Annotated in this window: 15 protein-coding genes; 8 read left to right on the top strand and 7 right to left on the bottom strand. The window is 55.1% G+C overall.

Translation table 11 applies throughout. The annotated features are described in order from the left end of the window. Positions 1 to 325 precede the first annotated feature (325 nt). Both ACPWMG_RS00485 and ACPWMG_RS00480 read right to left on the bottom strand, forming a co-directional pair. A complete protein-coding gene (locus ACPWMG_RS00485) occupies positions 326 to 2,518 on the bottom strand; it encodes a putative bifunctional diguanylate cyclase/phosphodiesterase (RefSeq protein ID WP_483302710.1) in 2,193 nt (730 codons plus the stop codon). Between the two features lie 88 nt (positions 2,519 to 2,606). Next, on the bottom strand, positions 2,607 to 2,876 hold the full coding sequence (locus ACPWMG_RS00480; RefSeq protein ID WP_483302709.1) for a hypothetical protein: 270 nt from the start codon (positions 2,874 to 2,876) through the stop codon (positions 2,607 to 2,609). A gap of 370 nt (positions 2,877 to 3,246) precedes the next feature. On the opposite strand from ACPWMG_RS00480, the gene ACPWMG_RS00475 reads away from it, so the two are divergent. From ACPWMG_RS00475 to ACPWMG_RS00465, 3 genes are all read left to right on the top strand, one after another. Beyond that, a complete protein-coding gene (locus tag ACPWMG_RS00475; protein ID WP_483302708.1) occupies positions 3,247 to 5,022 on the top strand; it encodes a methyl-accepting chemotaxis protein in 1,776 nt (591 codons plus the stop codon). A 549-nt stretch (positions 5,023 to 5,571) separates the two neighbouring features. Next, positions 5,572 to 8,250: a bifunctional diguanylate cyclase/phosphodiesterase gene (locus ACPWMG_RS00470; protein WP_483302707.1), complete on the top strand. Its 2,679-nt coding sequence runs from the start codon at positions 5,572 to 5,574 to the stop codon at positions 8,248 to 8,250. Positions 8,251 to 8,391: 141 nt separating this feature from the next. After that, positions 8,392 to 9,741 (top strand): diguanylate cyclase domain-containing protein, encoded by a 1,350-nt coding sequence (locus ACPWMG_RS00465; RefSeq protein ID WP_483302706.1) that lies wholly within the window; start codon positions 8,392 to 8,394, stop codon positions 9,739 to 9,741. 3 nt (positions 9,742 to 9,744) lie between these two features. Here the strand turns inward: ACPWMG_RS00465 and ACPWMG_RS00460 are convergent, their stop codons facing one another. From ACPWMG_RS00460 to ACPWMG_RS00450, 3 genes are all read right to left on the bottom strand, one after another. Then, complete coding sequence (locus tag ACPWMG_RS00460; protein ID WP_483302705.1) at positions 9,745 to 11,307, bottom strand: methyl-accepting chemotaxis protein; 1,563 nt, start codon at positions 11,305 to 11,307, stop codon at positions 9,745 to 9,747. A 453-nt stretch (positions 11,308 to 11,760) separates the two neighbouring features. Further along, on the bottom strand, positions 11,761 to 12,210 hold the full coding sequence (locus ACPWMG_RS00455; RefSeq protein ID WP_483302704.1) for a helix-turn-helix domain-containing protein: 450 nt from the start codon (positions 12,208 to 12,210) through the stop codon (positions 11,761 to 11,763). 107 nt (positions 12,211 to 12,317) lie between these two features. After that, positions 12,318 to 12,629, bottom strand: coding sequence for an HU family DNA-binding protein (locus ACPWMG_RS00450; protein ID WP_483302703.1), 312 nt, complete (start codon positions 12,627 to 12,629; stop codon positions 12,318 to 12,320). A 760-nt stretch (positions 12,630 to 13,389) separates the two neighbouring features. Here ACPWMG_RS00450 and ACPWMG_RS00445 point away from each other — a divergent pair. Both ACPWMG_RS00445 and ACPWMG_RS00440 read left to right on the top strand, forming a co-directional pair. Continuing rightward, positions 13,390 to 14,517, top strand: coding sequence for a metallophosphoesterase (locus tag ACPWMG_RS00445; protein ID WP_483302702.1), 1,128 nt, complete (start codon positions 13,390 to 13,392; stop codon positions 14,515 to 14,517). A 164-nt stretch (positions 14,518 to 14,681) separates the two neighbouring features. Further along, complete coding sequence (locus ACPWMG_RS00440) at positions 14,682 to 15,119, top strand: hypothetical protein (protein ID WP_483302701.1); 438 nt, start codon at positions 14,682 to 14,684, stop codon at positions 15,117 to 15,119. Positions 15,120 to 15,540: 421 nt separating this feature from the next. On the opposite strand, the gene ACPWMG_RS00435 is transcribed toward ACPWMG_RS00440, so the two are convergent. Beyond that, complete coding sequence (locus ACPWMG_RS00435) at positions 15,541 to 15,813, bottom strand: hypothetical protein (RefSeq protein WP_483302700.1); 273 nt, start codon at positions 15,811 to 15,813, stop codon at positions 15,541 to 15,543. Between the two features lie 35 nt (positions 15,814 to 15,848). Here ACPWMG_RS00435 and ACPWMG_RS00430 point away from each other — a divergent pair, with 35 nt between their 5' ends. Then, a complete protein-coding gene (locus ACPWMG_RS00430) occupies positions 15,849 to 15,983 on the top strand; it encodes a hypothetical protein (protein WP_483302699.1) in 135 nt (44 codons plus the stop codon). Positions 15,984 to 16,245: 262 nt separating this feature from the next. On the opposite strand, the gene ACPWMG_RS00425 is transcribed toward ACPWMG_RS00430, so the two are convergent. Further along, positions 16,246 to 16,767, bottom strand: a complete 522-nt coding sequence (locus ACPWMG_RS00425) for an antitoxin Xre/MbcA/ParS toxin-binding domain-containing protein (RefSeq protein WP_483302698.1) — start codon at positions 16,765 to 16,767, stop codon at positions 16,246 to 16,248. A gap of 144 nt (positions 16,768 to 16,911) precedes the next feature. Between ACPWMG_RS00425 and ACPWMG_RS00420 the strand changes: the two genes are divergently transcribed. Then, a complete protein-coding gene (locus ACPWMG_RS00420) occupies positions 16,912 to 17,319 on the top strand; it encodes a hypothetical protein (RefSeq protein WP_483302697.1) in 408 nt (135 codons plus the stop codon). A 954-nt stretch (positions 17,320 to 18,273) separates the two neighbouring features. Further along, positions 18,274 to 18,498 carry a DNA-binding protein gene (locus ACPWMG_RS00415; protein WP_483302696.1) on the top strand — a complete coding sequence of 75 codons (225 nt, stop codon included), beginning with the start codon at positions 18,274 to 18,276 and terminating at the stop codon, positions 18,496 to 18,498. Positions 18,499 to 18,830: the final 332 nt, after the last annotated feature.

The raw sequence follows: 18,830 nt of genomic DNA, 5'->3' as shown, positions 1-18,830 counted from the left end.
GGCGGCACATCGCTTTACACATGGCGTGATGATCAATGCCACGTGGTTTAGAAAGTATGCCCCAGGCGCCGAGAAAATAGAGCAGTTGGAGCTGTGGTGGACGCTACAAAGTGTCTTCTTTGGACTCTCCGCACTCGTCGAGCGGAGCTTCCAGATCGTGTCTCAAGTTCGGACTTACAGGCATTCTGCTTTAGATGAGACAGAGTGAATTTTCAATTTACGCCTGGTGGTGCCAAAGTTACTGCCTCGATCGAGGAAGACTGTCCAGCAATGCGAGCACACAGGACTTCATCGGAACTCATAGCTTGGACGTGGAATGAAAATCTCAACTGTTTGCTAACAGAGGAATCGGAGAAGAAGGGCGTAGCAAGGTTCGCCGCATCTTCACGAAGCATTCAAACTGATCGGCCGGAACTGGTTTACTGAACAGAAATCCTTGAAGTTCGTCGCATCCTCTAGCCTTTAAAAACTCTGATTGTGCGGCGGTTTCAACCCCTTCTGCGACAAGGTGCAAACGCAGGGTTTTTGCCATAGAAATAATGGCTTCGGTAAGGCCCCGGTCCTCCGCGTCGTTTTCGATGTCGCGTATAAAAGATCGGTCGATTTTGAGGGTGTCGATCGGAAACTGTTTCAGCGTCGCTAAGGACGAGTAACCGGTGCCAAAGTCGTCGATGGCAATACGTATACCAAGAGACTTGAGTGTATTCAACAGGACTCGACACCTTTGAGCATCGTGCATGATCATGCTTTCGGTGATCTCGAGCTCGAGTAGGTGAGGATCCATGCGCGTGTCCTTAAGGATGGCAAGCACATCGCTCAGGAAGTTCTCGTCGCTGAATTGGCGCGGCGATAAGTTCACCGCCACCACCAAATCGGTCAAACCTGCGGCGTGCCACGCCATGGTTTGCTTGCATGCAGTCCGTAAGACCCATTTCCCAATAGGCACGATGAGTCCGGTCTCCTCTGCGACCGGAATGAAATGAGCAGGTGAAACCATTCCCAAGTCTGGATGCTGCCAACGCAAAAGCACCTCCATGCCGGCCGTGCTACCGGTGTGAAAACACTTCTTGGCTTGGTAATGTAGCAATAGCTCATCGCGCTCCAATGCTCGCCGAAGGCTCGATTCCATGGCCAGCCGCTCAAAGGAGTTGACATTGCGTTCTGCTGAGTAGAAAGAGAAACCGTTTTTTCCCGCCTCTTTCGCTTGATACATTGCGATGTCTGCATGCTTCATGAGCGTTTGTTCATCGGCGCCATCGTATGGGAAGCGGCTGATGCCGATGCTACAAGTCATGCGCAGTTCCTGCCCTGGAACGCTGAAGGGGCGAGAGACGGCGGCGAGGATCTTGCGGGCCACTATTTCTGCGTGGGCATCGTCTATTAACCCAGGCACTAAGACAACGAATTCATCTCCTCCCAGGCGTGCGACGGTATCGCTTTGCATAATCGTTTGACGTAAACGGATGGCGATTTCCTGTAGCAGTGAGTCACCAGTCTCGTGACCGAGGGTATCGTTGACTTGTTTAAAACGGTCTAAGTCAATGAAGTAAGTGGCAAATCGACCGCCATCGAGCTTCCCACGGGTCAGCGCCTGGGTGAGCGCTGTTGCGAACATGGCGCGATTGGGAAGATCTGTCAAAGGGTCGTGGTAGGCAAGGTGCTGGATATGTTCGGCGTTCTGTTTGTTGCGTTTCATCCCTTCCTCGAGTAACACGTTGGCCTGAGCCAGATCGGCAACGCGATCTACCAAAGTTGCTCGTCCTTTCTCGAGATCGTGAGCCATCTGATTGAATGCTGCACCTAGGCGCCCCAACTCGTCTCGGCTCTGCAGATCTACCCGAATGTCGTAGTGCTCGGCAGCGATGGAGGCGACGCCGAACTTGAGCTTTTCTAGAGGTTCGACGATAGACCGGGTGGTTTGCCAAGCCACGGTGGCCCCCAGTAGCACTAGGAGCGTGGCGACCATTGCCGTGATAGCGCTGCTCCGGGTGGCCTCTCGCAGGAGCGTGTCATAGAGGCTGGTGTAATCAAGCACGATCGCACCTACCGTTGGGCTACCGTGCACTGAGGGGTTTTCTTGCAAGGGGACAACTACTTGCCTGTGGAGTGCGCTGGGGTTCGCCGGATGGGCTTCAACGAATACACGTGTCACACCGTCAAGCATCGTCATCTCAACGTCTGCATTAAATTCAGCTTTCCCGATCGCCGATGTATGGGTGTCAGCAGTCACCTTACCGTGCCGGTCGATGATAGAGATGTCCCGGTCAAAGGCCGTCCCCATTCGGGAAACATATTGCTGTAACGCCGTTGAATCCATTTCCGTACCGCCCTGGACGGTGTTGGATAACGCGATTGCAACGTTCGTCGCTTCAAGAATTGAGGCACGTTCGGCAGCATCAAGCTGAAGCCGCATGGACGTTCCCGCCATTACCAGTACTGCGGAGACGACTGCTGTAAAGGCCCAGAAGAGTTTCCAGCGAATGCTTCCTTCTTTCATCTGGATAGGAAACAGTTTCATGCGCCACGCTCGTTGTTTTAGTATCCGCATTGTGGCTGCATCGTCTTCCAAACCGTGGCACAACTGTGTCATATACCGGGCTCGAGGATCAAGGGTTAACCAAGAGCTTGGCCTCAGCCGCCTGCGGCTTGGCGCCATAGCAGGCGACCAGCGCGGCGGTCGACGCCGCCCGCCAAACCCGAGCGGCTCGGACCTGCGCTGGACTCGGGAGTACGTCCAACGAGAGTTCAGCTTCAAAACATGCCGAATTTGCCGAAATGGCGGACAGACCTTCAGCGAGGAAGATCGCCTCGGCCGCTTGCAATCCGCACAGTTGCTGTGCCTCGCTTGCATTGGGTGCCATGAGAGAAAGCTTCACGTAATCGTCCTTCCTGGTCTACTTTGTCGTTCAAGGGGTTCAATCTGACTATGCTATACGTTGATGGCAAACATGGAACTGTCCATGGGTCACGCGCCCGAGCCGATCACTAAGCATTGCCGCAACGAGGATTCCGGCGACGGAGACGGGTCATGTGGTAAATTTTCAGCGACGGCCCGTCGGGATGTGTGGCAAGAGTGTGAACTTCTACGGCATGTGCAATTCGTCAGCATATTTTCCTAGGCTCGCAAAGGAAGTCTTGCCTAAAAATTGAATCTGCATCCAAATGTGTGCTTTCCGATTTCAGGCAATCTCAGAGCCCCCGTGAGGCGTCCGTGTGGATTGCAAACTGCTTTAGGAGTAGACATACATGAAATTCAGCGATCTACGCGTTTCGACCAAGCTTTGGAGCGTGATCCTGGGGCTACTAGTCGCAACGTTGGCGGTTTCAATCTGGTCTCAGGTCAGTGCCAGCAGAGCGGTCGATACAGCCATGGCATCTGTGAATGCCTACGAGCAAAAGATTACGACTGCTGTGCGCTGGCGTGGGGCTACCGAAACCACCACAGTGATGGTGCTCGGCAGCGCCGTCACCACCGACCCCATACTGGCCAAATCCTACGACGGTCAAATCAAGGACAGTATTGCCCGCATCAGCGGAATACAGGGGGAGATCGTCAAATCAGCAACGTCGAGTGAAGACAAAATGGCGCTCGAGAACATCGCTGCTGCACGTTCCGTCGTCCTGGGTCTCACCGCCAAGACCAAGGACGTCAAGGCCACCGGTGACGCCGCAGCCATGCAAACGTTTGTTGAAGATTCGTTCAAACCCGCGATTGGCAAATATCTTGCCGCGTTGGACGGCTTTGTAACAGCCCAGGAGCGCCAACGTGACGCTGCCAAAGCTGAGGCTGAAAGCTCTCGTCATTCCACCGCCACACTTGCCATTGTCAGTGTCGGCGTTGTCTTCGCCCTCGGTGTGCTGCTGACGCTGGTGTTGGTGCGCTCGATCACCCGCCCGTTGGACGAAGCTGTCATCGTGGCCCGCGCAATCACGGAGGGGGATTTAACTCGCCAACTTCAGTCCGATCGCAAGGACGAGTTTGGGCTGCTGCTGCGTGCCATGTCCGACATGGTGGCGAAGTTGCGTGCCTTGGTAACGGATGTTCGTGGTGGCGTTGAATCGGTCTCAACGGCTTCCGTCGAAATCGCCAACGGCAACCAAGATTTGTCCTCACGCACAGAGCAGACAGCAGCCAACTTACAGGAAACGGCGGCCAGCATGGAGCAGTTGACTAGCACCGTGACGCAATCGGCCGACACTGCTCGCCAAGCCAACCAGCTTGCCGCAACTGCGGCACAAGCAGCCACCCGTGGCGGCGAGGTAGTGAGCCAAGTTGTGCATAGCATGCAAAACATCAGTGAGGCCTCGCGCAAGATAGGTGACATCATTGGCACGATCGACGGCATCGCATTTCAGACCAACATCTTGGCATTAAACGCCGCGGTGGAAGCCGCTCGCGCCGGTGAGCAAGGACGTGGATTTGCCGTTGTTGCCTCCGAAGTGCGCAGTTTGGCGCAACGTTCGGCTGAGGCGGCAAAAGAAATCAAGGCTCTTATCCATGCCTCAGGACAGACAGTAGAAACAGGCACTCAGCAAGTGGCGCAGGCCGGCGAGTCGATGAACGAAATCGTCAGCAGTGTGCGCCGTGTGAGTGATTTGATCGGTGAGATTACCGCTTCTTCTTTGGAACAGAAAGATGGCATTGGCCAAGTAAACGTGGCGGTGACGAACCTCGATCAGATGACGCAGCAGAACGCGGCACTTGTTGAAGAGTCTGCAGCCGCAGCCGCAGGGCTTCGCGACCAGGCGCACCGACTATCGGAGGTGGTAGCGGTTTTCAATGTGGGCTCTGAGAGAGTGATCGCACGTACCATTGCCCCTGCCACACCTCGCACTCCGCATGACGCACCGCGCGTCAAACCTGTCGCGCATCATCTGCCGGCGAAAGCGCATGCACCGACTTTGAATGCGAAAGCCGGGACGGGTATTCCACGGAAGCTCACCACTTCTCCATCAACCGCGCCAGCGATTAAACGAAACGTCTCGGTTAAGGCTGATGATGGGGATTGGGAGAATTTTTGACGCAGATCACCATGCAAGAAAACATAGATCCGCCACCTGCTAGCTATCGGCTATGCCATGTAAGACCCGTCCGCAAGAATGAAAAAATAAGCTAGCTCGGATTGCCTGTAACGTAACGGGCCCAAGCAACGCAACGGCAAGCAGCGCCGTTAGGATGCTCGCTCTGTGTCCCTGAAGACGCTTCCCCCCGTCCCCGCCTACTACGTCGCATTGCCGCGCACAGTTTCCGACCGCCGATGCATGCACGATGCACATCTGAATCTACAGTTAACCATGGCTAAAGGGGGCATTGCGTCACCCCCTTGGCGGCGACGTGGGCCGCGACACGGACGCAGCGTGTATCTGTCGCCGGCCGTCTTCTTTGTGGATGGTGCAAGCCTGAACAATCACCAATTTTTTAAGTTCAACCATAGGGTTGGCAGCGGTAAGCGCTCTACGTTGACACAGTAGTATGCATTGTGAACATATCGTCACCGGCTAACAGTAAAGAGGGTACGAACGATGCGACATCAGGAGAAGTTAACAAGCGAGCCAGATGCCTCGGACTCGATGTTTCCCCACTCTGGTGAAAGTGCTGGCCTTGACCCCACCCGGCCGGTTTCAGCTTGGCATTGGCGCTTCAAGTTGTGGGGTGGATGGGCGCTGATCAATGCCGTTTTTCTCTGGCATGCATTTTCAAACCTGATGGACAGTCGCGCGATCTACGACGAACGCGCAAAGACTGATACCCAAAACATGGCTGCCGCCCTGAAGGAGGCCGTCAAGGGGGGGTTGGATGCGACGGAGATTTCGCTGCACTCGCTCGCGCATGACCGATGGATCCGTGACATCCTCCTCAATGGTTCCACGGAAGATAGGGCCGAGGTGCTGAACACTTTTTCTGAAAAACACAAGCCTGGCCGTACCTTCCACTATTTTGATGAGACTGGCCGACTGGACGCCGTGTCTGGCACCGAGAGCGATGCCCCGCCTTCTATTGCGGAAGGCAATGTTTTTCGGAAACTTCAATCCGAAGATGTCGAGCAACTCATTGTGTCGAGACCATTGCTCTCGGAACGCAGCAAGGAGTGGTCCATCATATTGGCACATCGACTGAACGATGCAGACGGACACTTTCGAGGCGTAGTCTCGGCCCGCATCCCGCTCGACTACTTTTATGGTCTTTTTCTGCCCTTGAGTCTGGGGCCGGCTGGGGCCGTCAGCGTAAGGGATCTGGACAATAATCTCGTCGCCCGCGTGCCCAAGCTAGCGTCGGGGACAGTCGGCGAACCGGGTCTGTCAAATGTCATGAGACCAGCGACGGCGAAGGACTTGGTCTCCGGCACATACGTCTCCAACTCTCAATACGACGGGGTGCATCGCACCGTTTCGTTCGAACGAGTTGAGCACTTTCCTCTCAACGTCTTCGTCGCCATCGCCGCGTCCGATTATCTCGCCCCCTGGTTTCAGGAACGACAGAAAGCTCAGATCGAATCGGCAATCTTTGCCGCCGTGACTGGGTTGCTCGCATGGTTAGTTGCGATCGGTATTCGCAAACAAGATCGAGTCAGCAGACAGGTTCTGGGACAGGAGCGAAACTTTAGAACGCTTCTTGAGACGGCCTCAGATGCTTTAGTTGTACTCAATACCGAAGGTGTCATCCAGTCAGTTAACCGGCGCGCTGCGAACATGTTGCAGAAAGAGCGGGACGATCTTCGCGGTATGCCTGTTGACCACATCCTGCAACGCCACCAAAGGCGACTCTATCCAGGTATGTTTTCCCGTCTCTGCAATGGAAGAATCCCCTCGAGGGGAACGCCACGAAGAAACATCATCCTGCGCCGCCCAGATGGTACGAGGCTGCCGGTGACGGTTGCCATCAGGACAATGGATTCGGATCAGGGACCGCTTCTGGTTCTGGACGTGCGCGATATGTCAGAACAGCGAGCGGCAGAAGAGCGGATGCGATTTTTAGCTTCGCATGACGCACTCACTGGTCTACCGAATCGGCAACGTGCCAAAGAACTGGTCCGGGCCATTCTTCAGGATGCTTCCAAGAACGAGAGCACTGTCGCTATCGTACATATTGGACTCGATCACTTTAAATCCATCAATGATTCAGTAGGTCACGCCGCAGGGGATCTCTTTCTCAAGTCGGTTGCCAACCGCTTGACGGAGCGACGGCCGAGGGCGGAAGCCGTCTCTCGGATTTCGGGGGATGAATTCATGCTGGCCTATTCTGCGAGCGCGAAGGGACGAAGCTTCGCCAGCTTGCTGGAGCAGTTGCAAGTCCATCTGAGAATTCCGATGAATATCGATGGAAAGTCACTTTCTACCACCTGCTCGGTTGGCGTCGCCCTCTATCCCCAAGATGCAGAAACCTTCGAAGACCTTAGCCAGAAAGCCACCGTTGCGATGCATCAGGCCAAGGCCGACGGTCGCAACAAAATTTGCTTCTTCGATGCAGAGACCAATGCCGAGTTGCACGACAAGCACAACTTAAGCGTGCACCTGCGTCGTGCATTGTGGGGCCAGGAACTTGCTCTGCACTACCAGCCAATATTAGACCTGAGCACAGGAAAGCTAGCGGCTTTGGAGGCGCTTCTACGATGGACACACCCGGAATTGGGTGTCGTTAGTCCAGATCGCTTTATCCCCGTCGCCGAAGAAACTGGGTTGATCGTCGAGATTGGTGCATGGGTACTAAACGAAGCTTGCCGACAGTCCGCTCTGTGGAAAAAGGTCGGTATCAACGTCCCCATCGCGGTCAACCTGTCGGCAGTCCAGTTTCAGCGTCAAAACGTAGAGGAGATCGTCACGGAAGCGCTTCGCCACCACGACATTTCCCCCGAAAACCTGCAATTGGAATTGACGGAGTCCATTTTTCTCCAAGATACCGAGCATGTGCTGGGGACCCTAGCGCGCTTGAAAGCGAAAGGTGTGCAAATTTCCATCGATGATTTCGGAACCGGCTACTCTAGCTTGAGCTACCTTCGTCGGCTCAACGCAAACAAGCTCAAGATTGACCAGTCATTTATTCGAAATCTTTCTGGAACTTCAAAGGACGTTGCCATTGTCAAAGCGATCATTCAAATGGCCCATACCTTAGGACTTGTGGTTGTCGCGGAGGGGGTCGAGACACTGGACATTTTGAACATGCTTCGTGACCTTGATTGTGACTCCGCACAGGGTTATTTTTTCGCCCGTCCCGCTGCCGCAGCAGCATTGAACTTCGACTCCTTCAGCTGAAAAAAAGGCGCAAGACACATGTCGGTTGTGTAACAGTTCCTTGACATAATGTTACGTGTTGCGTTCAATACATTTTCCCTTGGCCTCAACGAAAAATCCGCTCACGCAAGAGGATGGAGCGTACGCAGTCGTCTCGTTTCTATGACCACACCCCTTGTCGCTGTTCAATATGAAGCATCCGTCGTCGGACTCTCTTACGTCATCGCCAGCTGCGCTTCTTATGTGGCGCTTGACCTAGCCAAAAGAGTCCGCAACCAAGATTCAGTACTGGCGCGCGGTTGGTGGATCGCGGGGTCGTTCGTCATGGGTACTGGCATCTGGGCCACCCATTTCGTGGGCATGTTGGCCATGTCCGCGCCATTTTCCGTAGGCTTTGCCTATAGAGCTACCGGCTTGTCTTGGGTGGCTGCGATCGGAGCCTCCGCAATGGCCCTCTACATCGCGGCGAGACCTCGACTCACATACGCACGTCTCTTGGTAGGGGCACTTGCGATGGGAGGCGGCATCTCCGCGATGCACTACATCGGTATGTCTGCCCTAGACATGTCGCCCCCCATCGAATGGAAGACCAGCTGGGTGGTCTTGTCCATCGCGATTGCGATCGCTGCGTCGACTGTTTCGTTGCTGGTTTTCTTTGAATTGTTGAAACTTCATGGCGGTGCTGCGCGCATCGGCCAAGCAGCGGCGGCGCTGGTCATGGGAGCGGCCATCTGTGGCATGCATTACGCCGGGATGGCCGCCGCAAATTTTCCTATTGAGTCGGTTTGCCTCAGCGCAGGTGAACTTGGCGGCGACCGTTTGGAATGGCTGGTTGCAGGGGTCAGTTTGTTGCTGCTGACCCAAACCATGCTCACGTCGATGGTTGACGCGCGGGTGCACCGAAATGCCGCCCATCTGGAGGTGTCTTGGCGAAGCAAAGCGACGTCCTTTCAGCTCTTGGCGTTCCGCGATGCGCTAACCGGTCTACCCAATCGCTTGCTGTTGGAAGACCGCCTTCATCTAGCGGTAGAACGTTGCACACGAGACGCTACGCACTTGGCAATCCTGTTCATCGATCTGGATAACTTTAAGCCAGTGAACGACAACTTTGGTCATCGCTTCGGCGATATGGTCCTGAAGGAAATGGCGGGTCGCCTCGCGACACACGCCCGAGCCACCGATACGGTTGCGCGCGTCGGTGGGGATGAGTTTGTTGTCTTGCTAGAAGGTGATCCCGATTCCCAAGCCATCATCGGCGTCGCGCAGCGCATTATTGATGACATGAGTCGGCCTTACATGGCCGGTGGCCATGCAATTCATCTGTCATGTTCCATTGGCATAGCGACTTACCCAGAGGGTGCCGCGAGAGAAGAACTCATCGCCCATGCGGATGCCGCCATGTACAAAGTAAAGCGAGCGGGCGGCTCAGCCTACGCATTCTTCGACCCCAGCATGGTGCACGCGCAAAGCCAGCGGGAATCACAAGGGCCCGAAATCAAACGTGAGTCATGAAGGTCATGCTGTTTTGAACACCGCGACGGCAGAAACCAATTGGTCTGCCTGCGCTTTCAAGCTTTGAGCCGCGGCAGCCGACTCCTCTACTAAGGCCGCGTTTTGTTGTGTCGCGTGATCCATTTGGGTGACGGCTTCCCCAACCTGATTTACTCCGGCACTCTGCTCGCCGCTGGCGTGGCTGATCTCTGCGATTAGGGCCGTCAACTGATTTATCGAGGCCACCAAACCCTGCATCGTCGTTCCGGCACGGTCCACCTGCACGGATCCGTGCTCCACGCGCTCGACACTGGTCACGATCAGCTCTTTGATCTCCTTGGCAGCAGCAGCACTGCGGTGAGCAAGGCCTCGTACCTCGCTTGCCACGACCGCGAAGCCGCGCCCCTGCTCGCCGGCACGCGCTGCTTCGACCGCAGCATTGAGCGCCAAGATGTTGGTTTGAAAAGCAATCCCGTCGATCACTGCAATGATGTCAACGATCCGTTTGGAGCTTTCGTTGATGCCCTTCATGGTCGTGACGACTTCACCCACCGCCAAACCGCTTTCCGCTGCAACAGCAGATGCTTCTGCAGCAAGTCGGCTGGCTTCACGGGCGCTGTCCGCATTTTGTTTCACGGTTGAGCCCAGTTGCTCCATGGACGCCGAAGTCTCCTCCAAAGAGCTGGCCTGCTGCTCAGTGCGTGCGCTGAGATCGTTGTTGCCTTGAGAGATTTCGGTCGATGCTGTCGCCACACCTTCCGCACTTCTGCGCACTTGCAGCACAGTCTCACTCAGGCTGTTTTGCATTTCCTTGAGCGAAGCCATTACGCTGCTGTTGTCCCCTACCGTCAGGTCAATCGGCAAGCTGAGATCCCCTTTTGCCACCGCCCGTGCCACCTCCAACGCCCGACTCGGCTCGCCGCCAAACTGGCGCATCAGGATCTGACGCATCCAGGTTCCGAACACCAACAGCAGTATCGCCACGATGAAGGCGAGCCCGGCCAATGTCGCCACTGCTCGATGCCCTGCAGAAACGGCTGAAGTGTGAGCCTGCTCAACTGCTTTTTCGTTGAAACTGACCAATGAATCTAACGCGTCGCCGAGCTCACGAAACGCTTTGCCAGAATCCACGCGTGCACGCCGCCGCATTTCATCCAGGCCAGAATAATCTCCAGACTTTGCGCTCGTGAACGTTTCCGAGACAGCAGCTCGATAGGCCGTTAGTTTGCTCTGTAAGGAAGTAAAGAGGCGACGCTCTTCGTCGTTGTCGATCGCCCTTTCGTATTGGGACATCTTCTCGGAAATGACGCTGGTGTAACCGGTCATTCGCGCTTCGTCGTCCTTCACTTCCTGCACATTGCCCGCAATAGAGCTGCCCAGTTCGGATTCTCTAACGTTGTTTGCTAAGTCGTTGATGCCACTGATCAACACCAGACTAGGGACGGCATCTTCCGCAAGGAAGGATTCCGTTTTATTGGCCTCAACCAATGCTACATACCCCACGAGCGCCATCAAAATGCTTCCCACGATACCGACGAAGGAGAGCAGCAGAAGCTTTGTCTTGAGCGATGAGTTATGTAGTCTCATGTATCCCTCGGATGGTATGGCTGGACGCCTGAACACAATGCCGGATAAGCATCCCGAAGTTTGCCCCAAACCGCAATCTTATAAAGACAAGATCACTGACCTTAGGAAGCCCCTGGCAGATGTAACAGGATACGGAAGGCCTGGCTGTAGAGCCAATCGGGGACGTTAGTGAAGAAAACAATTTAAGCTGAGGCGTCTTCCAACCTTTTAGCCTATTAAATCCACTGCGACGTTGACTAGGAAGCTGAAGATCTGTTGATCATTTGCAGTCCTCGAAAAGGTTGAGTATTGCTGCCGTACCCATGCAAAACCTAGCACCTTAATCACAAACGAGTTAGCCTCGACAAAGGGGTGCTAAAAGAGACGAAGACTGCTCCCGGCCGAATCTTGCTTCGGCACGGGCTCTTCGTCTGTCTCGCTATGCTTCGAGAAAGTCCTCAATGAGTTCGACACTTACGCTTCGAGCCGTGCCAAAGCTTCCCGCTTACCCAATTTCAGTACAGCTTGAATGCGGTCGAGTTGCGCGGCCCGTGGTTGAACCTTGCCAGACTCCCACTTGTAGACCGAAAGCGCAGAAGCTTGCACCAGCATGGCCATAGCTTGCTGCGTAATACCCAATTGTTCGCGTTTAGCTAAAAACGCAGAGGCCTCGAATTTGAACTGGCGTCCACCGCGAGGCAAAACTTCAACCTCCGATTTCGGCTTCTCCGCTGCAGCGCGACGACCGTCCAACTTCTGCAAAGACTTGACGTGGGACGTGAGATTTTTCACGTCGCGTTTGAGGGCTGCGATGTCGGAGCGTTGGGTGCTGACCGTCTTGCGCAAGGTGGCCAATTCTGTCTTGAGTTCTTTGCGCGCGACACGCAGGATTTCGTTGCGGAAGGCGGAGGTGAAATTTGTCATGGGAAAACCTGAACGATGCAAAGGTGCTGCGTAGCTTAGCAGTCACACAGAAAAAAGCCCTTCGAGGTGTGAACATCGAAGGGCTGTGGCAATCCACGAAGGACTGCTTACTTGCCAGCCTTCTCTGCCTTGCGTTTGGCAGCCTTAGGATCCACCGCCGCCTTGAACTTGGCGCCGGCCACAAACTTGGGCACCGTGGCAGCCGGGATCTTCAGCGCCGCGCCGGTGGCGGGATTCTTGCCGGTGCGGGCCGCACGCTTGGCCGACTTGAAGGTACCAAAGCCCACCAGTTGCACGGCGTCACCCTTCTTCACGGCCACTTGGATGGTTTCGATCAGCGTCTCCAGGACAGCATTGGCTGCGGTCTTGGACAGGTCGTTCTTGGAGGCGAGGATTTCTACCAGTTCGGCACGATTCATATTGGTTGGGTTGGTTAATGAATGGAAGGTGCAGTTTACCTGTGCGCTGTGACTGGCTTCCAACTACTTTTGATCATGCTCGCGCTCATGCGAAGTGGCACTACTCCGCCACCATCAACCTGGCATGAGGGGGAGGCACTTCGTCTGCATAGCAAGCCTTCACTGCAGCAGCCAGTGCCGTTCGCCAAATGTACGCAGCGCGCAGTTGGGCAGGATTTGCCACAAGGGTTGCCATCGACGTTTGAAATTGTGCCGTCACGGCCGCAAAGGGTGACAGGCCTGCCTCTGCAAAAACAGCCTCCGCCGCTTCAAATCCAGCAAAGCGTTGTGCCTCGGTCGCACCGGGGGCAACGAAATAAAGTCTCACCAAAACGACCTCTCATTCCACACGGACCACCGAAAAATGAGACCGGCGTTTCAAGGCCAAGATTTCACTCTTGCCTTCGAGCCGTCGACGAGGCCGATGGACAACCTCAAGCGCGCGCACCAGAGATGTGGAAGGCTCTGAGGCGTCGATGGGTGATTCTTGAAGAGGCGAGTGCTGGGGTTGTGGCGCAAATGTGAACGACCGTTCGTAAATTATTCGAAAGGCCGTGCAATCCAACATTTGTCACGTTTGGCGCCGCCAAGGTACGTTTCCAGTGGCAATCTCTAGGTGCGGTTCGCGGGTACAACGCCGAGGCACCCACTGCTCAAGGGGAACGCCCGCCGTTTCCTTCTAACATTTGGCAATGCCGCACAAACACGCTAAAAGAAGGCCATGAAGCTTTACGTTCTGTCTGACCTGCACGTGGAATTTGCAGCCTTTTCGCCCGCGCCCGAGGCGCTGGAACAGGCGGATGTGGTTGTTCTGGCAGGTGACATTCACCATGAGGCGCATGTTGCTTCCTGGGCGCGCGCTACTTTCGGCGACAAACCGATCGTCTGGGTCGCAGGCAACCACGAGTATTACGGTGGCCACTGGTCTAAGTCCTTGGAGCGGATGCGCCAAAGCGCGCGAGACCAAGGCATTTTTCTCTTGGAAGAAGACGTGGTCGACATCGAGGGCGTGCGGTTTCTCGGCACCTCCCTGTGGACAGACTTCAGATTGTTCGGAGAGCAACACGTTGATGCGGCGATGGCGGAAGCCCGACGCGACATGATGGATTACCAACGCATCTTGGGCTGCACGCCTGCGGCCACACGGGAGCGACACGTCCGCAGCCTAGCCTGGCTCGAGAAGCGGCTTGCAGAACAGCCAGATCCCTCCAAAACTGTGGTGATCACCCACCATGCGCCAAGACGCGAATCTGTAGAAGAAAAGTACCGCACTAACCTCTGCTCTGCAGCCTTTGCCTCACATTTGCCGGCCGAGTTGATTCAAAAGTCGGGCCTCTGGATCCATGGGCACATGCATGCCTCCAAGCGCTACCGTCTGGGCGACACCTGGGTCATATGCAACCCACGCGGTTATCCGCGTGGCCGGATGACAACCGACTTCGAGAACCCACATTTCGATCCAGGCTTGCTGCTCCAGCAAACTGAAAACGGCTGGCAACCGTATGGGCATCTCGACGAAGTCGATACCTTTGATGCCAGCCCTGCCGAAATCCCACCCGAGTTGGCGCGGAGTCTTGAAACTCCTCGCGTTGTGCCAACGCCTTTAGTCCCTAGAGTGTTCAACTCTGAGCAAGAATTCACAGCTTTCTGCGAGCGCACCATACGCGTGGTCGATGCCGCTGTCGACATGAACAACCACGACCTGGTCGAACTGGTCGTGCGGGCCATTCGCAATGACGGTGTTGTACCGTTAGCAACAATGCAGACCTTCCATGCCAAAGGACACCCAGCCTGGATATTGGACAAAGCGCAGGGACTCATCACGCGCGCCTATGAGGAAGATCGCTGAACCCTCGGCCGCACACCACCGAGCCTGTGGAGTCTTGTTGGCGAAGCAAGACGGGCGATGGCCTATGCAGGACGCACTTGAGCCGTCCGTCACCGCGTCGCGCGCCTTTCGAGAAACGACTTTAGACTTGGTGCCTCAGCCCGATCCATTTTGAAAGGCGCCAAATGACCGACGTGAAACATTCTCCTGCGTCTGAAACGGATCATGGGCAACTCATACTTCCCGTGGCTTTGCTTCAGGAGTTCTTGGCCACGGCCCAGGCCTCAGGCTCCAGCCCCGCCGAGTACCTGCGGTACTGCTTGGATCTAGGTCAAGATGTGGCTAAAGTGCTGCCACGCCCCCAGCAAGCACCAGCAGTGCCGACGCCGGATTTGTTATCGGGACTGGCGGCGGTTCTTGCTGATCCCAAACGCTCCACAACCTTCCGACGTATTCAGGAAAATCCTGCTCCGCGCATCAGCGTCGATCCGTCGGCACCAACACGTGCCAAACGCACCCATGCGAAAGGTTTAGTCGAACATGGGGTGCTCGACTCACTTGGGCGCTTCATTCCGAATGGAGCCGAGGCTGCGCAGCCAGTGCCACCAACGTTGCCGGGGTAGCCCACCTCCACATATGACCAGTCATGGGCGTGGATTGGGCATGACAAGGGACCAGAATTCTTAGGCCAGTGCATTGGAGTCAGCCCATGACGCCGGAACAGCACAAATGCACGATCCAGCTTTACAGCAACGATGCCTGGCAAGACGCTGCGGTGGTGACACTTCGCACGTGGGTGACGAGCGAAATCGCGCAGCGACTACACCGGCGAATGGGCCGTCGCGCATTTTTGAGCACACGGCGCCAACCGATGGGTAAAACCATCAGCCCTTTCCACGCGCTTGACCACCGGCGGACACCATTAAATTTGATCAGCTTATACCGGCGCTGCTGGCAATTCGCACTAGCCGATCTTGCGCCGAGTGGTGGAGGATCGACAATGTAATCCGAACAGCACGGAGTTGCGGTAGTCCGGTTCCATGCTCACAAAGGTTGACCAAGGCTCTCGAAGAAAAGTTCGAGCCTTTTCCGTTCTACCTCCCGCTGCTCTCGCGTCAAATGGCTGGCGTAGCCGATTTTCGACAGCAAACGATATTGCGTCCGCAAGCCGTCCAGCCCCTTTTGCTGCATTGAGTTCACTGGACCGGAACAGACAGGGCACGCGAAATCGTAGTCTCCTTGGACGCGGATGCCCAGCCAATCGCAGCGCGAGCACCGGATGGGAATTGTTGTATCGGCGTTTTCGGAGATTTCCATGGTCAAAGTTCCACAAAATAATCGGGGGAGCCACCATGGGCCAGTCAACCGACTTCGGTGGCGCCCCGCACCTTGAGCTGTTGTTGGCCACTGAAGTCGCCACACACAAGGCCGCCACACCAAGTATAGGTTTGGTGGGTGCGCCTGGCGGTGTAGCTCACAATGTCTGAGTCTTTGAGCATACTGTGCACGAGGGTTGCGTGCACACGATGTTGCGAGACAGAGAAAATCACATCAAGATGGATTTGTCGGGCGCTTACGCCTCAACGGCAACAGTTGCGAGTAGGCCTCAACAAAATGGCCCCCTGCAATTGGGAGTTCCAGTGTGCAAACTCCAATTTAAAGGGGGGGGGGCAAACCGCTACGCTGCCCTTTTGCTGGACAGTGCAGACTGCCACGGCGAGACCCGATAGTTGTACTGCTTGCATGCTGTCAGAGCACGCCTCCGTGCTGTATCGCCACCAGAATGTCTTTGACCCGCTGGGCGCCAAATGATGTTTTCGCCACCGCCAACGGTGACTCGCCGTTCAGCATCGGATGCGGCGTACGCAACCACCACACGGCCTCCTGATCCGACTCAAAGGTAGCTGTGGCCATCTGATCCAACTGCAACAGCCGCATCACACCGTCGGCCACATGCGTCGGCAGCGGTCTATCCTTAGCAGCCAGTCCCACCACCACACGGCGCGGCAGATCGAGGCATCCAGCCAAGCTTTTCAGATCCATGCCGAGAAGATCACTTAACGGATCCAATGTCTTGCTGGAGACGCCACGTTGGACGATTGAGTGGGCCATCGGATCGGTCAACGATACCGGCCGCCACTTCGTCCAGGCATCCGAGGAGGTCTGATCCGCCTCGGGAGCAAGCACTTCGCTGCGGCCTAGCGTGCCCCAGATCGCGGCCAGGGCGTCACGATGCGCAGAAGAAGGTTGGTGGATGGACGACGGACTCATGGTGGCATTACATAGCCATTTGCGGTTCAATGCTACAGACGCAACAAGTGTGGTTTTACATGCTCTGAAACGCTACGCTTGTTGCGCGCTGCACAGCGATCAAATGGGCTCATCGCGCATGCCATATTGTTCCAAGGTACATCTATGACCGAAGCACCGTCCGCGCCGCTAACTGGGCGTGAACAAGAAGCCCTGTTGGTACAGCGTTGCGTGAGCGTGGCCCGAGGGGAACCTGTTGTGCCAACGGATGCCCGCGATGCCAACGTCTTTCGCGTCGCCTCCATGCTTCTCGGTCGTGAGTTTGAAGTCGAGACGCAACAGTTGAGAAAAAGCAGCGAACGGTACTTTGTGGCGTTTCCCTCCGAGAAAGTCGATACCACTCAGGTTTTAAATAACGGATGGATGATCGGTTTGCCACGGTTTCGTGACCGCCTCGAACGCAAACTCCGCGAGGTAAAAAGGGGGGGGGGGCAAATCGCTACAACCAATCACTCGACCTCCGACCAACCTAGTGCTCAAGCGATCGAAAAGATGTCCAGACCGCATCGCTGATGTCCACAGCCGAGCCTAAGCCACAGCGAAACGCATTCAAGCGCAGCACGACACGTATGACGGGCTCGACTTCCGGGGGGTGCAGAAACTCATAGATCCGGCCGGAGGACGTGATGGCTGATCGCGTGCTCGGATCGAGGCGAGATACCGCACTGGTCACGCGTGCGACGCCCTCAGGCGAAAGCGCCAAGATGTAGCGATCCCCGGTCGCGCTCTCGATAACTCGCCATTTCGTCAACTCGACACGAGGCTGTTTCTCGATGGATGGCGCAGCTCGTTCGTTATGGAAATCAATCATTTTTCGCGTGAGGCGTCGGCCTATCAGCATTGCAAATAGAAGAGTTCGCACTGGGAGATGCCATCTTCCCAGGAGAGCCGAACACGTACTTGTAACGAGCCACCAGCTCGGAAAGAGTCGCACTCGTCATATTGCTTATCCAGATTTTGGAACAGCACTATGCACCTTTCAAAAGAATTTTGGAAAAGACAAAGCGATAAGGCACACCTTTTTCAGTACACGACCTTTTCGGAACTCAAGCTTCGTGCCGAATCAGTTGGCCTGTTCTTTGTGCACATACGGCCACCCACAAGGTATAGCTTCCACAGGTTCACCAATACATTTTTTTACAAATAAAAATGATAGTGAATCTTCGTCAAAAACAAAACGGTAATTTCTTGTGCCTCCCTACAAATCTGCTTAGCGAAGAAAAGATTGAGAGATCTTTGTAGGAGAAAAGACATTACAAATCATGCCATTTTCTCCAAGAAGCGCCTGTTGACTGACGATCTGATCAGCGCGATTGATCGCATCGGCTAGCCGATAGAAATGTGTGCTCTTTTCTCTATCAAGTGATATGTAAGGTTTGATCACTAGAACTAATTCCACCTCCTTAATAGGATGGAAAGCAAAGACCCTTGCACAACTCACTTAGCCCATCTTCTACATAAGAAGCGATGACACTTTTGACCAAAAATCCCACTCCGAGCGTCACCGGCTTAAGGGGCTCGAAAGAGAAAGTGTTGACAAAAGCACACTTCGTAGAGGCGGGCATCACTGTTTCAGCTTGGGCGCGTGAGCGAGGCTTTAGCCCTCGGCTTGTATTCGAAATTCTTCGAGGTGACCGAAAGTGTCTGCGAGGAGAAAGCTCAAGAATTGCGAAGGAACTTGGCATGAAATGACACCAAGCTAAAACACTTCTCAGAGATTGAGACTGCTGCGCAATGTGCGTAGAAATAAGAATGCCGATTCCAGGGTGTCCCTCCCTGAAATCGGCTAGATCCGCGGTGAGTGACCTACGGAACCGAACACATCTCTAATTTATCCGCGATTGTGCGGAGGGTCAATTCATCGTTTGTGCCATCCAGTGGACACCCCGTAAATGCCGGGGTGAGCAACCTTGTGGAGCAAAACATGAAAGACGACCGCAAAAAAGACGCGCAAAACGTTCAGCGATGCACGCTCTACCCGACGCCGCCACCGTTTCAGGGACTGGTGAGGTACTCGCCGAAAT

The sequence above is a fragment of the Hydrophilobacter chitinilyticus genome (assembly GCF_049860745.1).
GTDB lineage: Bacteria > Pseudomonadota > Gammaproteobacteria > Burkholderiales > Burkholderiaceae_C > Rhodoferax_B.
This window is presented reverse-complemented; position numbering and strand designations above follow the sequence as displayed.